The sequence below is a fragment of the Arthrobacter ulcerisalmonis genome (genome assembly GCF_900609065.1).
Lineage (GTDB): Bacteria > Actinomycetota > Actinomycetes > Actinomycetales > Micrococcaceae > Arthrobacter > Arthrobacter ulcerisalmonis.
The window spans coordinates 1-18,262 of sequence record NZ_UXAU01000011.1; the positions used below are offsets into that span (position 1 = coordinate 1).

Below are 18,262 nucleotides of genomic sequence, written 5' to 3' on the forward strand. Positions count from 1 at the left end.
GAAACCGCCCTGCAACGCTATTTCCAAGCACACCCCGAACGGTTTAGCGCCCGCCCGAGGACACCGACGCCCGCTGGCACGGTAGGGATCAACCTGCCATACGAGAAACCAAAAAACAAAGCCGCATGACTCCACACAGCTTGACATCGAGCGTAACTGCGGTTTTGACCCCTCAAAACTGCAGTTAGCGCTACTCAGTTGGGGACGGCGAGGTTACCCCACCGCTGCACGCCGTGCGGCGGTGGGGTTCTTGTGCTTTAAAGCGGCCTCATCCTTTGGGGAGCGAACGGGCCTCACCGGCTCGCGAATGACGGAGCCCGCACCGTCGCTGCTCCTGTCCCGGATGTGACCAGTGCCGGCCACCTCCCGGGCCAAGGCCACCCCCGCAGCAGCAGCGCGCTTGGTGGGAAAGGTGATCGAAATGGCCACCAGGTTTCCAGCCGCATCCATCATCCGGACGCGGTAGCCACCATCTGCTGCATCCACAAGCTCGAAATAACCAGCCATGGTCGAATTACTCCTCCGTCAGTCACGGCACTGTGCACTTGGAAAGCCATGAAGTACTGATAAGTATACTTAGGAATTCGCGCAGCAGCCCTGACGGATTTTTCAGGCCGGCACAGAATCCGGGGAAATCGCCTGATCACTCCCTTGGACGGCGTGCTGGTGGAGCTCCAAAGCGCTGGTGACCAGGGCAAAATGACTAAAGGCCTGTGGCGTGTTTCCCAGCTGCCGGCCTGCTTTGACGCCCCACTCTTCACTCAGCAGGCCCACATCGTTGCGCAGCTCCAGCAGGCGCTCGAACAGGGCCTTGGACTCCTCGACTCGGCCAGCTCCCAGTAGTGCCTCCACCAGCCAGAAGGAACAGGCCAGGAACACGCCCTCGTCGCCCGGCAGGCCATCGTCGCTGTCTTCTGGCCGGTAGCGCAGCACGAAGCCGTCCTGCGTGAGCTCCCGCTGGATGGCCTCGATGGTGCCAATCACGCGGGGATCGTCAGCGGGCAGGAATCCCACCCTAGGAATCAGCAGCAGGCTGGCATCAAGCTCCGGCCTGCCGTAGGACTGCAGGAACGTGTTGCGTTCGGGGTCGAAGCCGTTGGCCATCACGTCGGCATGGATGGTGTCGCGCAGCGCCTCCCAGTGCTCCACCGGCCCGGGCAGCCCAAAATCGCGCACACCCTTGACCATCCGGTCCGCCGCAACCCACGCCATCACCTTCGAATGAGTGAAGTGCCGGCGCGGTCCGCGCATCTCCCAGAGGCCATTGTCTGGCTGGTCCCACACCTTCTCAAGGTGCCGCATCAGCGCGCGCTGCAGCGGCCAGGAGTCGTCGTGGTTCTTGAGCAGCGCAGACCTGGTCAGCGCCAGGCAATCGAGCACCTCGCCCCACACATCCAGTTGGAACTGTTCGGCGGCACCGTTGCCAATGCGCACGGGCACGGAGTCTTCGTAGCCGCGGAGCCATGGTAGGTCCATCTCCGGCAACCGACGCTCGCCGTGGATGCCGTACATGATCTGCAGGTCCGCAGGATCACCTGCCACGGCGCGCAGCAGCCATTCGCGCCAGGCTGCGGCCTCCGCGGTGTAGCCGGCGGACAGGAGCGCTTGCAGCGTCATGGCGGCGTCCCGCAGCCAGCAGTAACGATAATCCCAGTTCCGCGGACCACCGATCTGTTCTGGTAATGACGTGGTGATCGCGGCAACGATTCCCCCGGTGGGCGCGTACGTCAGCGCCTTGAGGGTCACCAGGGACCGGACCACAGCCTCCTGGTATTCGCCCTTGACCGTGCACTGAGTCGTCCAGTCGCGCCAGAAGTCCTCGGTGGCCGCGAGCACGACGTCGGCCTCCACCTTGGGCGGGCGGCCCAGGTGACTCGGGGCCCAGGACAGCACGAACGGCACCCGCTCGCCGGCGCTCACCGTAAAGTCGCTGACCGTATGCATGTTTTCGCCGTGCAGTGGTGCCGGCGTCATCAGGAAAACCGCATCCGGACCCGCCACAGCGTGCAGGCCCTGATGGTCCCGGCGGACCCAGGGGACAACGTGGCCGTAGTCGAAGCGTAGGATCAATTCGCCGCGCATCTGCACCGTACCGCTGACGCCCTCGACGATCCGCACCACGTCCACCACACCATCCCTGGGTGGCATGAAATCAATGACCCGCACCGTTCCATCCGGAGTCTCCCATTCGGTCTCCAGGATCAGGCTGCCCGCGCGGTAACGCCTGCGCGTGCAGGTACCGCCACCTTCGGGTGCCAGAAGCCATCGGCCGGCGTCGGGAGTATCCACCAGCGCTGCGAAGCAGGCTGGTGAATCGAACCGCGGCAGGCAGAGCCAGTCGATGGAGCCCTCCGTGCTGACCAGGGCGCCGGTGTGCAGGTCGCCGACTACTGCGTAATCCTCAATCTGTGCCATCAGCCCAGCCTGCCACACACAACTGCGCGCGAGCCGAGTGCCACGAGACTCGTCGGCTCCGGCGCCCCGCGGGCTGTGGCAAAGTGGAGGTCATGGACCAAGCCCCCAACAATGTCCCAGCCGGCACGCCCGTTGCGGGGGACGGCACCATCAGGGGCTCGCTCGCCAACAACAGCGTCTTCCAGATCGCCCACAAGGTGTCCGACGCCGTTAACGCCGTGCGGATCAAGCTGGCAAAGCGCTGGAATTTTGTGCCGCAGACCCTCGCCTACAAGGGTTACGGTTCCACTTCCCGGGTTCGGATCCTGGGTCGCGTGCTCCTGACCCAGAAGCCACTCCCCGGAAGCGTCGCGGAACGCGAGGCACGAAACGGTCGGATGAACGTCCGCGGCTGGCGTGCATTCACCAGTGTGCCGCTTCAGTTCACCAACGTGGAGATCACCATCGGCGATGTGGTGACCCAGGTCCAGGCGGATCGGGGCGGGCTGATTGACGCCGTGGTGGACGTCAGGCTGGCACCCGGCTGGCATACCGCCGTCGTCCGTGGTGACGGAACCGAAGCGAGCGAGGCGCAGGTCCAGGTGGTGAGCCCGGAGACGCGGTTCGGCATTGTCTCTGACATCGACGACACCGTGATGGTCACCGCCCTCCCCCGTCCTTTCCTGGCGCTGTGGAACACCTTTGTCCTCAGTGAGCGGGCCCGGATGGCGACGCCGGGCATGGCCGTCCTCCTGGACCGGCTGGCGAGCCAGCATCCGGAGGCGCCGATCATTTACCTGTCCACGGGACCGTGGAACGCCGCACCCACGCTGGCACGCTTCCTTGCCCGCAATATCTACCCCTCTGGTTCGCTGCTCCTGACCGACTGGGGCCTGACCCAGGACCGGTGGTTTCGCAGCGGCCAGGAACACAAGCGCCGCAACCTCGAACGGCTTAGTGAAGAGTTTCCCGAGGTCAAGTGGCTGCTGATCGGCGATAACGGCCAGCATGACGAGGAGATCTACAACACCTTCGCAGCCGACCATCCCGAGCACGTGGCAGCGATCGCCATCCGGCAGCTCTCGGTCAGCGAGTCCGTTTTCGCCGGCGGGCACACCCTGGACGGCGACCACACGGCGTCCTCAGTGCCGTGGATCTACGCTCCCGACGGCGCCGGAATGGCCAAGCAATTGGCTGCTGTCAATCTGCTGTAGCGGCAGCCGCGCCGCCTACCGCCGCCAGCACGCAGTTATGACAGCCTGCGGCCCACCGGCATGTATATACTTCTGGGTATCGGTTTAGCAGCGGGCCGTTGGAAAGTTCTTCGATCCAGCGACCGTCACCGACTTCCTGCCTGTCTGGGTAGAAGCGCTGAGTGTTGCCGGCTCGTATTGACCTGAGCGAATGGCACCAGAAAATCGTGGCCAGCGAGTCAACAGCAAAAACCGATTCATCCATCACCGAGCAGCTCCATGAATTGGTCCTCAACAGCTCCGACGTTGAGGACTTCCTCACCGAACTCACCCAGGTGTCCGCACGCCATCTCTCCGCGCCCGGAGACGAGATCTTGTGCGCCATCACTTTGGTGCGCCTGCGCAAGGCGACGTTGGTGGCCAGCACCAGCACCGAGGCCAGGAGCCTTGCCCTGTTGGAGCTTGATTTCCCGCAGACCCCCGGCACTGCCGCAACCTCATTGCAGGCGGGCGCAGCGGGCACCGAGGGCCCGCTCAAGGGCAACGCCGGAGCGCAGCCTGCGGGTCGCGTCGCCGTCCACGCCGAGGACCTGGCAGTGGACAGCCGGTGGCGAGGCTACTCAGAGGCAGTGCTGGGACACGGGGTCCGCTCCGTATTAGCCCTCGCCTTTGATCTGGACGGCGAAACGAAGGCCGCGCTGCTGCTCTACTCCGGCCGGCCGCAACGTTTCGATGAACGCGACGTGGCCTTCGCCAAGGACTTTGTGAAGCAGACCTCGCTGGCACTGAGCCTGGCGATCCGCTGCGCCCACCACAGCGAAACGGCCGCCAACCTGCGCGCCGCCATGGAGTCACGGACAGTGATCGACATGGCCGTGGGAATCATCATGGCGCAAAGCCGATGCAGTCAGGCCGACGCCTTCGAAATCCTGCGGACCGCCTCAAGCACCCGCAACGCGAAGGTCCACGACGTCGCTGCCTCCGTGGTCAACGCTTTGGGCCAAGGACCCGCCAAGACGCATTACGACGGCTGATCCGGCTCCGGTTGCTGCGTGGGCCGACCACCAGCATCAGAGCCCGCGACCACCACTACGGCGCCCAGCAGCAACGCCGCATTGGCCCAGAAGATACCTAGGACGCCCAACGGGGCGGCAACGGCTCCCACTGCCACCGGCAAGGTCACTTGCGCCAGCCTGTTGACGCTCATGCGAAGGCCGAGGACCGCTCCATGGCTCGAGGACGAGGTCAAGGCCACCACCCAGGCCATGGTCAGCGGCTGCGGAATACCGAGGCCAATACCTAGGCCGATCATGACCGCGAGCGCACCGGCTGCGCCCACTAGGGGCAACGCCGTCAACGCCAGCGCCGCTGCTGCAATGGACACCATCAGCATGGCTTTGCGGCCAAAAATGGCGATCAACCTGGTCAGCCCGAACCTACTTGCCACGGATACTGCGGCACGGACGGCCAGCAGCAGTCCAACGATCGGTGCACTGACGTTCTGCTCAGCCGCCCAAACCGGCACGAATGCATACATCAGGTCCACGGTGACCAGGACCGCACCGCTGACCACCAGCGAGCGCCAGAGTCCTGGCGTTCTGAGGACCGTGGCAGCACTGGCCTGAGGTGCCGCGACCCGGCGGCGATCACGGCGGAGGGTTGCGTCAACGTGGCGCAGGAAAAGGAACGCGGGCGTCGCCAGGACACTGAAGGTCAGGCACACCAGCAGCCCCAGCGTAGTGTCAGGCGGGCTGTCGGCGGGAAGTCCGACGACGGCAACCAGCGTCACCGCCGGCGGTCCGACCAGTTGCCCGATGGACGCCGCCGCCGTCAAGGTTCCGAAGGCACCATCTCTAGTGCCGGCGTCGGACGCGTGGGCCACGAAAGCCTGCTGGCCCACCATGACCATCAGGTGCCCCAGGCCGATGACTGCGCTGGCCAACAGTAATATGGGCAGACCTGGGACCACGAGCATCAAGGCGGTGCCAGCGATGGCCAACAGAAGACCCGTGAACGCCATGGCCGTGCCACCCAGGCGGTCTGCCAAGCGCCCGGCGGGGAAGGCGGCAAGCAAGGCAGGCAGCGCAAAGCTGGAGGCCAGGAGGCCCAGGAACACTGGATCCGCCCCCAAGGACAGGGCGCGGTACCCGATGATGAGCCTGATGCCCACCCAAGCTGCCTGAGCCAGGATGGCCTGGGCGCTCAGCGCTACCCGCCACCGCGGTGGACTCATGAGCGGAGCGGGATTTCGTCTGCTCCGCCCAACAGCCGGGTCAGGTCATCAATGCTGTCGCGGGTGGCCTGGTAATGTGCCGGCGCCAGGTGGAAGATCGCCAACTGCAGCGCATACGCGAGTGCCATGGGGATCAACTGGGTGCGGTACTCGGTGTCGTCTCCGCGGCGGGCGGCAATGAGGTGGTCCGGGCTGGGCCGGAATCGGTAGCCGGGGACGTCGGAAAGGACGATGCTCTTGCCGCCCCTGCGCGTGGCCTCGGAAACCAGCGTCGGCAGGTGCAGGGGCGCTTCACGCAACGCCAGGGCTATCAGGGTGCTTTTCGCATCAAAACTGACAAACCCCTCTGCGAGGTCCTTGGCGGTGGGACCCAGCAGCACGGTGGTCAGGCCCAGCCTGCGGAGCCTGCGGGCCAGGAGTTCCAGTGTTGGCCGTTCATCGTTTTTCGAGTAGAGGTACACCACGTTCGAAGCGTGCAACGTCTGGGCAGCAGCATCAAGGTCTTCCTGCGGGACGAAGTGCGGCAGGCGCTTCAGGGCACGGATTTCGTCTGCAATGAAAGCCGAGAGGTCGTGCCCAGACTCGCCACGCATCACAGTGGCGCTTGGTGTCATCTCCTCTTCGTCGCGCCGGAGGTCCGCGCGAAGCTCCGGGTATCCTCGGTAGCCAAGTTTTTTGGCCAGCCGCACCACCGTGGATTCGTGAGTCTTGGCCCGCTCCGCTACTTCAGCGGCCGGAATACCCGCCATGTCGCCAGACATCAGGACATTCATGGCGCGCTCCTCGGAGGCGCTCAACCTGACGGTACTGCTCGCAACAACTGCCTTGAAACTCACTGGCTCCCCTTTGAGGTCCGCGTTCTCTGTGATGCTTGACACTCTCTCACGAACATGCAATCCTGTGCAAGATTGCAAGTCACGGTGAAAGCCAAACTTGCTACCCCCAGTTTCCTTTGCCGCAGAGAGGCGGACAACAAAGATGCACACGCTCAACGCACCTGTTGCGCTGGAATGGACGGTCGCCGCGGTGGCCGTCGCCGGCGGACTCGCCATAGCTGGCGTGGGGTCCAGCTATGGCCTGACCCATACCTCCGGGGTGGGCGCCGGATTCTTCCCCACGGTCGCAGGCAGCCTGGTAGCCCTGGCAGGGATCCTCTGGATCCTGCAACTCCTTGCGGCCCGCAAGGAGCCAGCGACTCCAGCACCCATCGGGGACGCGCTGGAATCCGTACCTCCCCACCATGACTCCGGATCGGCACTGGTCTCGTTGCTGGATGACGACAACAGCGAAGAGCCCGAGGCCGACTTCCCGGACCGACACGGCTGGGCGCGGGTGGGCATCATCTCCGGCGCGATCTTGATTGCTGCGCTGCTGTTACCACTCCTGGGATACACGATAGTGATGACCCTGATGCTCGGAACCATCCTGCACTTCGTCAGCCGGCGAAAGCTCTGGTTGGCCGCTACCGTTGCGCTTGGCTCAGCACTGGCGTCCCGCCTGGTATTCGAGGTCTGGCTGGGCACGGCACTGCCCACCGCATCCCTGGACTTCCTGGCTGGACTGGGGCTCTGAGCATGGGATTTGATCAGCTCCTCGGTGGCCTCGCCACTGTCTTCACACCAGAGCACCTTCTCTTCGCGCTGATCGGTTGCGTCCTGGGAATGCTGGTGGGCGTGCTTCCCGGATTCGGCCCAGCCGCGGCTGTGTCGCTACTGATTCCCGTCACGTTCGGGCTGGATGCCACCTCCGCGATCATCATGCTGGCCGCCATTCTCTACGGGGCGGCCTACGGCGGTACCACCACCGCGGTCCTGCTCCGCATCCCCGGCGAAGCATCCTCGATAGCCACCACCCTTGACGGCTACCAGATGGCCAAGAGGGGTCGTGGCGGCCCTGCCCTGGTGATCGCGGCCCTGGCCTCGTTCGTCGGTGGCCTGATCGGCGTCGTCGGCTTTGTGGTGGTGGCACCCTTCAGCCGGCTCGCCCTGGAGTTCGGCGCCCCCGAACTGTTTCTCGTTTCGCTCCTTGGCTTCGCCCTGATCACCAGCTTTGCGGGCAACAATCCCGCCAAGGCGCTATTGAGCGCGGCGGCAGGGCTGGCGATCGCCACGGTGGGTGTGGACTCCGGCGTGGGCATTGCGCGATTCACCTTCGACATGCCCGAACTGTTTGACGGACTGGGTCTGGTGGCAGTGGTCATGGGCGTCTTCGGCCTCAGCGAAGTCCTGGCACAGGCCCAAAAGGGTCCACTCGGCGTCCCGAGTCCCCTGACGGTGGCACGGCTGCTGCCCACCAGGACCGACCTGCGTCGATCCGCGCTACCCTCCCTGCGAGGTTCGGTCATCGGATTCTTCATGGGCCTGCTGCCCGGTTCCCCTGGCGCTGCTACCTCCCTGGCGTCCTACGCCGCTGAGAAAAAGCTGTCCCGGCGCAAGGACGAGTTCGGGAAGGGTGCGGTCGAAGGCATCGCAGGACCGGAGTCAGCAAACAACGCGCTGGCAGTTTCGTCCATGATCCCCCTCTTTACCCTGGGCATCCCCACCTCTGCCACCGTGGCCATCATGGCGGGTGCATTCACCATGAACGGGCTGATCCCCGGCCCGCTCCTCTTCCGGGATAACCCAGACGTGGCCTGGGCCATCATTGCCAGCCTGATCGTGGGCAACCTGATCCTCCTGGTGCTCAACGTCCCACTGGCCCGGGTTTGGATCGCCGTCCTGAAGGTGCCGTTCCATTACCTCATGGCCGCCATCCTGGCTTTCATGTTTCTTGGCACCTACTCGATCAATGGCAGCGCCTTCGACATCCTCATCATGTTGGGAGCCGGCCTCCTGGGCTACGTCTTCCAACTGGTGAAGGTGCCGCTGACGCCGCTGGTCCTGGGCCTGATCCTGGGACCGCTGCTGGAGGAAAACTTCCAGCGGTCCTTGGCGTTGTCCAGGGGTGACTACGGTGTCTTCCTCGACGGCCCCATCAGCATCACCCTCCTGGCCGTCATTGCCATCGCCATCATCTTCGGCGCTGTCAGGCCACTCATCGCATCACTGCTCAAGAAGAAAACCTCCACTCACCTCGCGCCAAAGGAACTTGCGAAATGAAGAAACTTTCCGCCCTCACTAGTGCGGCGTTTGCCGCAGCGGCAGTCCTGGCCCTGACAGCCTGCGGCGGCCAGACGGGTGCAGCCTCCAACGCTGCCACGGCTGACTTCCCCAAAGCTGGAGCCACCATCGAATGGATCGTGCCGTCCGCCGCTGGCGCCGGCAATGACATCCTCGCCCGAATTATTGCCCCGGCCATGCAGGCGGACCTCGGGGCCAACGTCAAGGTGGTGAACAAGGAAGGGGGCAGCCAAGTGGTGGGCTTGAACTACGTGGCGCAGGCAAAACCGGACGGCTTGACGTTCGGCAACACCAACATTCCATCCATCCTTGGCCGCTACCTGGATCCGAGCAAGAAAGCAGCGTTCAGCCGCGACAGCTTCACCCCCATCGGTTCATTCGCCACCAACTCGGTGGTGATCGGCGTCAACAAGGACAGCCCCTACGGCACTATCAAGGAACTCTTCGACGCAGTGAAAGCTGCCCCCGGCACCATCACAGTGGGTACCGACTCGAGGGCCGGAGATGACCACATCAACCTGCGACTGCTGGAAAAGGCCCTGGGCCTGGACTTCAACATCGTGCACTACAACAGCGGCGCAGATAAGGTGGCCGCCATTGTCTCAGGCGAGGTGGACTTTGCCCTGGGTGGCGTGTCCAGCTTCTTCGGCCAGTACAAGTCGGGCGACATCAAGCTGCTCACCGTGATCGAGGACAACCCCAGCCCGTTCGTCCCGGACGTGCCCACCCTCAAGAGCGCCGGCTACGACGTGGACCCTATGGCCAGCAACTTCGCACTTTCGGTTCCAGCCAAGACTCCCGCGAACGTCGTGGCCGCGCTGGAAGCCTCGTTGAAGAAGGCTGCAGAGGACCCCGCCGTCCAGGACAAGCTCAAGGGTGCCGCCACCCAGCCCGCCTGGGTTACGGCCAGCGACACCAGCACGCTCTGGAAAGAGCGCGAAGCACTCATCAAGCCCATCGTCGACGAACTCCTGCAGGAGAAGTAGCCATGAACCCCCATGAAGAGCCGCTCACCACCGCCGAACTCGTACTCCGACTGGGGACCATCCCGGCTGCCAATATCGGCGACGCCCAGGAACGGATCGGAGTCGCTTCCGGACTGTCCGCGGTGTGGGCCGGAGCCCGGTTGGCCGGCCCTGCTTTCACCGTGTGGACCCGGCCCGGCGACAACCTCTATATCCACAAAGCGCTCGATGGCGCCGAGCCAGGAGACGTCATCGTGGTGAACGGTGGCGGCGACGTCTCCCGCGCATTGATCGGGGACCTCATCGGCATCCGCGCCAAAACCCTGTCCGTGGCCGGTTTCGTGATCGACGGCGCCGTCCGCGACGCCGAAGCCCTGGCCGACTGTGGCCTGCCCGTCTTTGCACGCGGCGTGACCCCGGCCGGCCCCTACAAGTTCGGCCCCGGCCGGCTGCAGCAGCCAGTGGCCATCGCCGGTGTGGTGGTCACACCCGGCGACCTCATCATCGCCGACGCCGACGGCGTGGTGGTGGTTCGGCGCGACGAGGCCGAAGCGGTTCTCATTGCCGCCGAAGCCATCGAGGCACGAGAGGTCGCCAAGCGCACGGCATTTGCGGGCGCCACTGCCTGAACTGCTGACGGCTGACCGATCGAGGGTGGCGGGCGTCCAGTGGGCGCCCGCCACTTGCCCTTAACATTGGGGCCCTCCGCGTCGCAGCAATCGCGGGCAAAAGGTTGTGGCGCGCTAGAATGAAGTCAACTTTGCAGGGGGCTTGAATGGAACAACGTGTTTGCCTGGTGGTCGAGGACAACGCGGATATCCGCGGCCTGATCACCGTGGTCTTGACCCGCGCCGGCTTTGACGTCCGCGCAGTATCCACCGGGGCCGAAGGTATCGCCGCAGCCGCAGATCCTGCCGTCTCGCTGATCACCTTGGACCTTGGCCTGCCGGACATGGACGGCCATGTGGTGGCCCGCGCCATCCGGGCGCTGAGTACTGCGCCCCTGTTGTTCCTTTCGGCCCGGTCGGACAGCGATGACGTCCTGGCCGGCATGGCCTCCGGGGCCGCTGCGTACCTCACCAAGCCGTTCCGGCCACGCGAGCTCCAGGAGTTGGCGGAGGAACTGTGCGCCGTCAACGTTTCACAGGCCACGCACATTTCCAGCTAGCCAACGCAGGCCCGGGCAGCAGCGGCCGGATGTAACCCTCCCGGAGCTTTCATAACCGAACCGGCATCCCTCCCGGAGCACACGCGAAAAGGGCTGACGACGGCCACCAACCCGCCGCCGTCGTCAGCCCTTTCGGTGTCCTACGTCTTCAGGAAGTCGAGCAGCACCGCGTTGACCTCGGCGGCGTGTGTCCAGAGCAGGCCGTGCGGCGCACCCTCGATTTCCACGTACTCGGCGCTGGGCAAGGCCTTGGCAAAGAGCCGACCAGTGGAGTCGATGGGGAGCATGTTGTCCGCGGTGCCGTGCACAATCAGCGCGGGAACGTCGATCTTGGGGATGTCCGCGCGGAAGTCCGTCAGCCATGTGGGCTGCGCTGCCACCGATGCGATGGCGCCCGCGCTGGCGGCGAGGTTCCAGCCGGCGTCGAGCACTTCCTGGCTGAGCCGCGGCGTGCCAAGGAAAGTGTCGGCGTTGTAGAAGTTCTTGAAGAAGTCCGTGAAGAAGGCATACCTATCGGCGGTGACGGCGTCCTTCAACCCGTCGAAAACGTCCTGCGGAACGCCGCCGGGGTTGTCGTCGGTCTGCAGGAGGTACGGCTCCAACGACCCCAGGAACGCTGCCTTGGCTACCCGCGCAGACCCGTAGGCGCCTAAGTAGCGGCCCACTTCGCCGGTGCCCATCGAGAAACCCACCAGCACCACGTCGTTCAGGTCGAGGCTGGTCAGGACGGTGTTGAGGTCCGCGGCGAAGGTGTCGTAGTCGTATCCGCCAGCTGTCTTGGTGGACTTTCCGAAGCCGCGGCGGTCGTAGGTGATGACCCGGTAGCCGGCCTCGAGCAGTGCGCTGGTCTGCTTCTCCCAGGACGCGCCGTCCAGCGGGTAGCCGTGGATCAGGACCACCGGTTGGCCGGCCCCTTGATCCTCGTAGTAGAGCTCGATATCGGTGCTGTTTTCGGTTCCAACGGTAATGAAAGCCATGCTCGCAGTTCCTTTCGAGGTCGGACACACGGGCGCAAGGTGAATCGCCCGCACTCCTCCCCACTCTAGGTCGCTTCCCTGACAGGCGGCAGGGCGGCGTCGTGATCCGTCCCACCAGGCGGCCGACGACGGCGGCGCACCACGAAAAGGCACCCCCGGCAATGCCGGGGGTGCCTTCGCCGTGGTTCAGCCGAACGGACGTTACGCCCGAGCTGGCTTACTGGGCAGCGCGAGTTTGAAGACCTTGGCCCACGAGGAGCCCACTTGCTTGAGCAGCGGCCCGGTGGTGTACTTCAGGCCGTAGCGGAGGCAAATTTCGCGGACCTTGGGCGCCACTTCGGCGTACCGGCTGGAGGGCAGGTCCGGGAAGAGGTGGTGCTCGATCTGGTGCGACAGGTTTCCGGTCATGAGGTGCATGAATTTTGAACCGGAGATGTTGGCGGAGCCAATCATCTGGCGCACGTACCAGTCGCCGCGGGTTTCGCCTTCCACCATCTCCTCGGTGAAGGTGTCGGTGCCTTCCGGGAAGTGGCCGCAGAAGATGACAGCGTGGGCCCAGACGTTGCGGACGGCGTTGGCGGTCAGCGTGCCGTAGAGGGCCTGCTTGCCGGAACCGGTCAGCATGGCGACCGCCGGGGTGGCTGCGTAGTCCTTGGTGAACTGGGTGATGACCTTCTTGCCGAGGGCCTTGAGGTCCTTGTTCAGCGCTTCCTTGGACTTGAGCCCGGCCTTGTACTCGGTCAGTTCAAGGTCATAGATCGCGATGCCCCACTCGAAGACCGGGGCCAGGATGGCGTTGAAAACCGGGTTGGCCAGGTTGATCGGCTTCCACTCCTGGTTTTCGTCCATGCGCAGGAGGTTGTATCCGACGTCGTTGTCCTTGCCCACCACGTTGGTCCAACGGTGGTGGAGGTCGTTGTGGGTGTGCTGCCAGGACCGGGAGGGCGTGACGAAGTCCCATTCCCAGGTGGTGGAGTGGATGTCCGGGTCCCGCATCCAATCCCACTGGCCGTGCAGGATGTTGTGGCCGAGTTCCATGTTTTCGAGGATCTTGGCGAAGCTGAGCAGGGTGGTGCCCGCTACCCAAGCTGCCTTGTTCTTGCTGACCAGGAGCGCTGCCCGGCCGGAGATTTCCAGGCCGCGCTGGACTTTGATCATCCGGCGGATGTAGGCGGCGTCTTCGGCACCGCGCTTGCCGAGGATATCGTCACGGATCGCATCGAGCTCGCGGCCCAGTTCAGCGACCTGTTCGTCGCTCAGGTGCGCAGCGGCGGGGGGCCGGACGGTGGGGCTGCCGGATTCGGCGAGCTTCCCGGGGCGGTGCCGGTCACTTTTGCTGGGGGTGGCCTTGCTGGGTGAAATTACAGACATACCTGGATGCTCCTTAGAGTTCGAGGTTGACGGGACCGGCTGCTGCCGAGACACACGTTTGGATGAGTTGGCCTGGTTCGCCATGGATTTCGTCGGTGCGGAGGTCGCGGACCTGGCCGGCCAGGAGCGGAGTGAGGCAGCTGTGGCAGATGCCCATCCGGCAGCCGCTGGGCATGAGCACCCCGGCGTCCTCGCCGATGTCCAGGATGGGAGTATCGCCGTCGGCCTCCACTTCCCGGTCCGAGGCTTCGAAGGTGACCAGGCCGCCGTCGTGCCCCACACCGCCGGCGAAGGTGGTGTTGAAGCGCTCGATCATCAGGTTGCCCGCCGCGCCTGCGTTGGCCAAGTCCGTGCCGGCTGCCGCGGTGGTGAGCAGCGCGCGCTTCCAGAGTTCCTCGGCGTCGTCCAGGAAGCTGTCCGGGCCACAGGCGTACGCGGCACGTTCCTTCCAGTCCGGGCAGATTTCGTCGAGCTGATCGGGGCTGGTGAGGTCCATCCGGCCCTGCTCACCGGTGAACCAGTGCGCCAGCCGGAAGTTGGGGAACTGGTCTGCGAGCTCGGCCAACTCCTCGCGGAAGAGGCTGTCGCCGGGCGTCCGGGCGGAGTGGACAAGCACGACGTCGGCATCAGGGCGCCGCGGGACCAGCGTGCGGATCATGGACATCACCGGAGTGATGCCGCTGCCCGCGGTGACCATCAGGAGGGGTCGGGGGTGCTCTGGGAGGATGAAGTCGCCTTGCGGCGGGGCCAGGAAGAGGACGTCGCCGGGCCGGGTGGTGCGCACCAGTGTGCCGGACACCGCGCCCATGTCCGTGACGGTGATGGCCGGGTCCTTACCGGCAGCTGCGCTGAGCGAGTAGGAGCGCCAGTGCCGCACGCCGTCGAGCTCCACGCCGATGCGGGCCCACTGACCGGCGAGGTGCGACTTCCAGCCGCGTCCAGGACGGAAGAAAATGGTGGCCGATTGCGTGGTTTCCTGCACCACCCTGGTGACCACGCCACGGAGCTGGCGGGCCGAGTAGACCGGATTAAAGAGGGCAAGCACATCTTCTGGTGCCAGGGGTGTGGTCAGCACCGAGGCGGCCTGGGCGAGTTGCCTTAGCCGGATCATTTGGTTCTACCTATGTCGGCGCGAGCCATGGGTCTCTCTCTCCGTCATGACCGTTCCGCAGTCACACTAATATTTGCTCACAAAGCCCCCAAGGCCACGCCTTAAGACTAACGGCTCGGCGGGCATGAAGGTTCCCCTAAGTGAGTATGTGACTGCGGACTCTCGACAGCCGGCAGCGTGTGGATCCCCGGGTGCGTGTCGTCGCTCCAGTTCAGCGGCTTGCAGGCTCCCACCCGAGGGCTGGTGCAACGTGCTCGGCGATATTTCGCAGAAGTTTGGCGTTGAAGTCCACGCCGAGCTGGTTGGGGACTGTCAGCAGCAGCAGATCCGCGGCTTGGACGGCCGAATCGGCGGCGAGCTCCCTCGCCAACTGGTCTGGTTCGCCCACGTAGCTTTTGCCGAACCGGGAGGTCAGGCCGTCAATGACGCCCACCTGGTCCCGTCCGTCGCGCAGTGCGCTGCCGCCAAAGTAGCGGGCATCCTCGTCATCAACGATCGGCAGCACGCTGCGGCTCACGGACACCTGCGGGGCAAAATCGTGCCCGGCTGACGTCCAGGCCTCATGGAACAGGGCGATCTGCTCGGCCTGGAGTTCGTGGAACGGCACGCCCGTGTCTTCCGTCAGCAGCGTTGAACTCATTAGGTTCATGCCCTGCTCGGCTGCCCACACGGCGGTCTTCCGGGAACCTGCGCCCCACCAGATGCGTTCGGCGAGGCCAGGCGCCTGAGGCTGTATCGGCAGTAAGGCCCGCGTGCTCGCGAACCGCGGATCCGGACGGACGACGCCGGCCCCTGAGATCGCAGCGCGGAAATCGGTGGTGTGCCGGCGGGCCATATCGGCGTCGGTTTCGTCGGCTTCCGGGAAGTAGCCAAAGGCCGCGGCGCCGTTGAGAGCGGGTTCGGGTGAACCACGGCTGATGCCGAGCTGCAGCCGCCCAGCGCTGATGAGGTCCGTGGCTGCCGCCTCTTCAGCCATATAGAGCGGATTCTCATAGCGCATGTCGATCACGCCCGTCCCCAGCTCGATCCGGCTGGTGCGAGCGGCAATTGCTGCGAGGAGCGGAAAAGGGGACGCCTGCTGCCGGGCGAAGTGGTGCACGCGGAAGTAGGCGCCGTTGAGCCCCATTTCTTCCGCCGCCACGGCAAGGTCTATCCCCTGCAACAGCATCTCGCCGGCGGTTCTGGTCTGGCTGCCCTGGCCTGGGCCCCAATGGCCAAAAGACAAAAATCCGATGCGCTTCATACCTGCACCAACCCGGGGAAGGTGTCCAGCATTCCCAGCCGGAGGTGCTGGCTGGGAAGATGGCGGAGTGAATATGTCTGGGGACGCCGTGGCTGTGGCCAAGACCGTCGTTTTGTTCGCCGTTGCTGCGGTAGCCGAGATCGGCGGAGCGTGGTTGGTGTGGCAGGCAGTCAGGGAAGGCAAAGACTGGTGGTGGGCCGGGCTGGGCGTGATCGCCCTGGGACTCTACGGTTTTGTGGCTACCCTCCAGCCGGACGCCAATTTTGGCCGGATCCTGGCCGCCTATGGTGGGGTCTTCGTGGCAGGGTCCCTGGCGTGGGGCATGGCGTTCGACGGCTTCCGTCCCGATCGCTGGGATGTCATCGGCTCTCCCTGGTCTGCCTGGTGGGGGTTGCCGTGATCATGTTTGCTCCCCGCGGCGGTGGATGAGCAGATCGGGATCCGACCGCTGCCGGATCAGGTAATGGCGGGGGCGCTGGCCAGAATGTAGTCCGCCGCTGCGGGGCCGATCATCGCCAGGGTGTTGTGGTCCGGGTTGATCTGCCGCTCCCGAAGCTTTGCCCACAGCACCGAGTCCGCTACCGGCTTCCGCTGGTTCAAGAAACACCAGCTCGTGTACAGCCCAAACAACTCATCCCTGGACAGGCCCTCGTCTGCGCCCGGATCGGCAGATACTGCTTCGTTGAGGAAAGACTCAATCTGTTCGTGCTCCACGGAAACCTCCAGAAAAAACAACAAAATGGGGGCGCCTAACTGCTTAAGCTGGCAACGCCATCGGCGGAGCTTTCACGCATAGATTACCCGCAAGCGGGCCAACTGCTAAATAGCTGCAATTGCACCGGACGGGAAACATTTTTGACTGTCGGCCCCTGCGGCTAGGCTCGATCCTGAACTGAGAGGCGGACCCGTGACCCAGACGGACTATTGCATCATTGGCGGCGGGATCGTGGGCCTGGCCACGGCGTACCAACTGCTGCAGCGCCAGCCGGGCGCCTCGCTGGTGCTGCTGGAGGCTGCGGATACGCTGGCCACGCACCAGACGGGCCACAATAGCGGAGTCATCCACTCCGGTATTTACTACGCGCCGGACAGCTTGAAGGCCCGCTTCAGCAAGGCCGGGGCGCAGCAGACAAAGGATTTCTGCGCCGAACACGGCATCAGCTATGAGGAACCGGGCAAGCTTTTGGTAGCGACCTCCGAGCTTGAACTGGAGCGACTGAAACAGCTTGAGGAGCGCGCAGCCATCCACGGGCTGGCGTGTGAGCGCCTCGATCAGGCTGAGCTGGTCGGCCGCGAACCCAACATCGCCGGCTTAGGCGCACTATTCATTCCCAGCACCGGAATTGTGGACTATCCGGCGGTGGCCCGGAAACTCGCAGAGCTGGTCATTGCCGCCGGCGGAGAAGTCGTGACCGGCGCCCGCGTCACTGGAATCCGCGAAGACACCGACGCAGTACACGTCCAAACGGCAGCGGCCAGCTACTCGGCCCGCCGGTTGGTGGCGTGCGCAGGCCTGCAATCGGACCGGCTGGCTGAACTGGCCGGTGTGGACATTGACGTCCAGATCATTCCGTTCCGGGGCGAGTACTTTGAACTGCCCGCAAACATGAACACGTACGTCAAGCACCTCATCTACCCGGTACCGGACCCGACTCTCCCGTTCCTCGGCGTGCACTTGACGCCCACCGTGCAGGGCACCATCACCGTGGGACCCAACGCGGTCCTGGGCCTGGCCCGGGAGGGTTACCCCAAGTTCTCGGTCAACGTCCGGGATGTTGCCCGTTACGTGAAGTTCCCCGGCCTCTGGCAGGTGGCCCGCGCCAACGCAGGCACCGCCGTCCGCGAAGTCCGGAACTCACTGTTCAAGTCCAGCTACCTCAAGGAATGCCAGAAGTACGCTCCCGGCCTAAAGGTGACGGACCTGCTCCCCTACGAGGCCGGCATCAGGGCCCAGGCCGTCCGCCGCGACGGCACCCTGATCCACGACTTCCTGCTTGCGGAGACTGACCGCATGATCCACGTTCTCAATGCACCCTCCCCCGCCGCGACGGCAGCACTGCCTATCGGCGACCACCTGGCAGACAAGGCGATCCTGGCAGCATGAGCGAGCAGGAACCAGGACCGCGACGGAGCAGAATCGCCCAACGGCTCCTCCCCCACGGCGTGGAACCGGACCCGCGCTTCACCTTGGCCAACGAACGCACGTTCCTGGCCTGGATCCGGACCTCGCTGGCCCTACTCGCCGGCGGCATCGCCATCGAAGCCTTCACCTCGGACCTGTTCGTGGTGGAAGTCCGCAAGGGGCTGGCCATCATGCTGCTCCTGCTCGGCATGCTGTTGAGCGCCGGATCGGCCGTGCGCTGGCTCCGCGTGGAACGGAGCATGCGCACCAAAGCGCCCCTACCGGTGCCGCTGATTGTGCCGCTGATGGCCGCGGCAGGCGCTGTGGCGGCCGCCGTCGTCCTGGTCTTCATTCTCTGGCGCTGAC

At 64.7% G+C, this 18,262-nt stretch carries 18 protein-coding genes and 1 pseudogene; 10 read left to right on the forward strand and 9 right to left on the reverse strand.

The features are described 5' to 3' along the window. Window positions 1-213: 213 nt before the first annotated feature. Together PSET11_RS02880 and PSET11_RS02885 are read right to left on the reverse strand one after the other, a co-directional pair. A complete protein-coding gene (locus PSET11_RS02880; protein ID WP_124090598.1) occupies window positions 214-507 on the reverse strand; it encodes a DUF1508 domain-containing protein in 294 nt (97 codons plus the stop codon). A gap of 102 nt (window positions 508-609) precedes the next feature. Continuing rightward, on the reverse strand, window positions 610-2,433 hold the full coding sequence (locus PSET11_RS02885; protein WP_486599243.1) for a glycoside hydrolase family 15 protein: 1,824 nt from the start codon (window positions 2,431-2,433) through the stop codon (window positions 610-612). 74 nt (window positions 2,434-2,507) lie between these two features. Here PSET11_RS02885 and PSET11_RS02890 point away from each other — a divergent pair, with 74 nt between their 5' ends. Both PSET11_RS02890 and PSET11_RS02895 read left to right on the forward strand, forming a co-directional pair. Then, window positions 2,508-3,608 carry an App1 family protein phosphatidate phosphatase gene (locus PSET11_RS02890; protein WP_124090602.1) on the forward strand — a complete coding sequence of 367 codons (1,101 nt, stop codon included), beginning with the start codon at window positions 2,508-2,510 and terminating at the stop codon, window positions 3,606-3,608. Between the two features lie 206 nt (window positions 3,609-3,814). Beyond that, the gene (locus PSET11_RS02895; protein WP_124090681.1) at window positions 3,815-4,621 is read left to right on the forward strand and encodes a GAF and ANTAR domain-containing protein; all 807 of its coding nucleotides are present in this window, start codon (window positions 3,815-3,817) and stop codon (window positions 4,619-4,621) included. On the opposite strand, the gene PSET11_RS02900 is transcribed toward PSET11_RS02895, so the two are convergent. Beyond that, entirely contained in the window at window positions 4,609-5,820 is a 1,212-nt protein-coding gene (locus tag PSET11_RS02900) for an MFS transporter (RefSeq protein WP_124090604.1), read from the reverse strand. The genes PSET11_RS02895 and PSET11_RS02900 overlap by 13 nt on opposite strands. Continuing rightward, a complete protein-coding gene (locus PSET11_RS02905) occupies window positions 5,817-6,656 on the reverse strand; it encodes a MurR/RpiR family transcriptional regulator (protein WP_160118956.1) in 840 nt (279 codons plus the stop codon). The genes PSET11_RS02900 and PSET11_RS02905 overlap by 4 nt, the downstream gene beginning before the upstream one ends. A 142-nt stretch (window positions 6,657-6,798) precedes the next feature. Between PSET11_RS02905 and PSET11_RS02910 the strand changes: the two genes are divergently transcribed. From PSET11_RS02910 to PSET11_RS02930, 5 genes are all read left to right on the forward strand, one after another. Continuing rightward, window positions 6,799-7,392: a tripartite tricarboxylate transporter TctB family protein gene (locus tag PSET11_RS02910; RefSeq protein WP_124090608.1), complete on the forward strand. Its 594-nt coding sequence runs from the start codon at window positions 6,799-6,801 to the stop codon at window positions 7,390-7,392. 2 nt (window positions 7,393-7,394) lie between these two features. Then, window positions 7,395-8,918 carry a tripartite tricarboxylate transporter permease gene (locus tag PSET11_RS02915; RefSeq protein ID WP_124090611.1) on the forward strand — a complete coding sequence of 508 codons (1,524 nt, stop codon included), beginning with the start codon at window positions 7,395-7,397 and terminating at the stop codon, window positions 8,916-8,918. After that, the gene (locus PSET11_RS02920) at window positions 8,915-9,925 is read left to right on the forward strand and encodes a tripartite tricarboxylate transporter substrate binding protein (RefSeq protein ID WP_124090613.1); all 1,011 of its coding nucleotides are present in this window, start codon (window positions 8,915-8,917) and stop codon (window positions 9,923-9,925) included. Before PSET11_RS02915 ends, PSET11_RS02920 begins: the two co-directional genes overlap by 4 nt. A 2-nt stretch (window positions 9,926-9,927) precedes the next feature. After that, window positions 9,928-10,533 (forward strand): RraA family protein, encoded by a 606-nt coding sequence (locus tag PSET11_RS02925; protein ID WP_124090615.1) that lies wholly within the window; start codon window positions 9,928-9,930, stop codon window positions 10,531-10,533. 146 nt (window positions 10,534-10,679) lie between these two features. Then, window positions 10,680-11,072 carry a response regulator transcription factor gene (locus tag PSET11_RS02930; RefSeq protein ID WP_124090617.1) on the forward strand — a complete coding sequence of 131 codons (393 nt, stop codon included), beginning with the start codon at window positions 10,680-10,682 and terminating at the stop codon, window positions 11,070-11,072. 140 nt (window positions 11,073-11,212) lie between these two features. Here the strand turns inward: PSET11_RS02930 and PSET11_RS02935 are convergent, their stop codons facing one another. The 4 genes from PSET11_RS02935 to PSET11_RS02950 form a co-directional block, all read right to left on the reverse strand. After that, a complete protein-coding gene (locus PSET11_RS02935; protein WP_124090619.1) occupies window positions 11,213-12,049 on the reverse strand; it encodes an alpha/beta fold hydrolase in 837 nt (278 codons plus the stop codon). A 201-nt stretch (window positions 12,050-12,250) separates the two neighbouring features. Continuing rightward, window positions 12,251-13,420, reverse strand: coding sequence for a fatty acid desaturase family protein (locus tag PSET11_RS02940; RefSeq protein WP_124090621.1), 1,170 nt, complete (start codon window positions 13,418-13,420; stop codon window positions 12,251-12,253). 13 nt (window positions 13,421-13,433) lie between these two features. Beyond that, window positions 13,434-14,531 carry a ferredoxin reductase gene (locus PSET11_RS02945; protein ID WP_124090623.1) on the reverse strand — a complete coding sequence of 366 codons (1,098 nt, stop codon included), beginning with the start codon at window positions 14,529-14,531 and terminating at the stop codon, window positions 13,434-13,436. 211 nt (window positions 14,532-14,742) lie between these two features. After that, a complete protein-coding gene (locus tag PSET11_RS02950) occupies window positions 14,743-15,774 on the reverse strand; it encodes an LLM class flavin-dependent oxidoreductase (RefSeq protein ID WP_124090625.1) in 1,032 nt (343 codons plus the stop codon). A 73-nt stretch (window positions 15,775-15,847) separates the two neighbouring features. Between PSET11_RS02950 and PSET11_RS02955 the strand changes: the two are divergent. After that, window positions 15,848-16,203, forward strand: a pseudogene (locus PSET11_RS02955) (YnfA family protein). Between the two features lie 27 nt (window positions 16,204-16,230). Here the strand turns inward: PSET11_RS02955 and PSET11_RS02960 are convergent. Beyond that, on the reverse strand, window positions 16,231-16,488 hold the full coding sequence (locus PSET11_RS02960) for a hypothetical protein (protein ID WP_124090627.1): 258 nt from the start codon (window positions 16,486-16,488) through the stop codon (window positions 16,231-16,233). A 193-nt stretch (window positions 16,489-16,681) separates the two neighbouring features. Here PSET11_RS02960 and lhgO point away from each other — a divergent pair, with 193 nt between their 5' ends. Together lhgO and PSET11_RS02970 are read left to right on the forward strand one after the other, a co-directional pair. After that, window positions 16,682-17,878 carry an L-2-hydroxyglutarate oxidase gene (lhgO, locus tag PSET11_RS02965; RefSeq protein WP_124090629.1) on the forward strand — a complete coding sequence of 399 codons (1,197 nt, stop codon included), beginning with the start codon at window positions 16,682-16,684 and terminating at the stop codon, window positions 17,876-17,878. Beyond that, a complete protein-coding gene (locus PSET11_RS02970) occupies window positions 17,875-18,261 on the forward strand; it encodes a YidH family protein (RefSeq protein WP_124090631.1) in 387 nt (128 codons plus the stop codon). The genes lhgO and PSET11_RS02970 overlap by 4 nt, the downstream gene beginning before the upstream one ends. Window position 18,262: the final 1 nt, after the last annotated feature.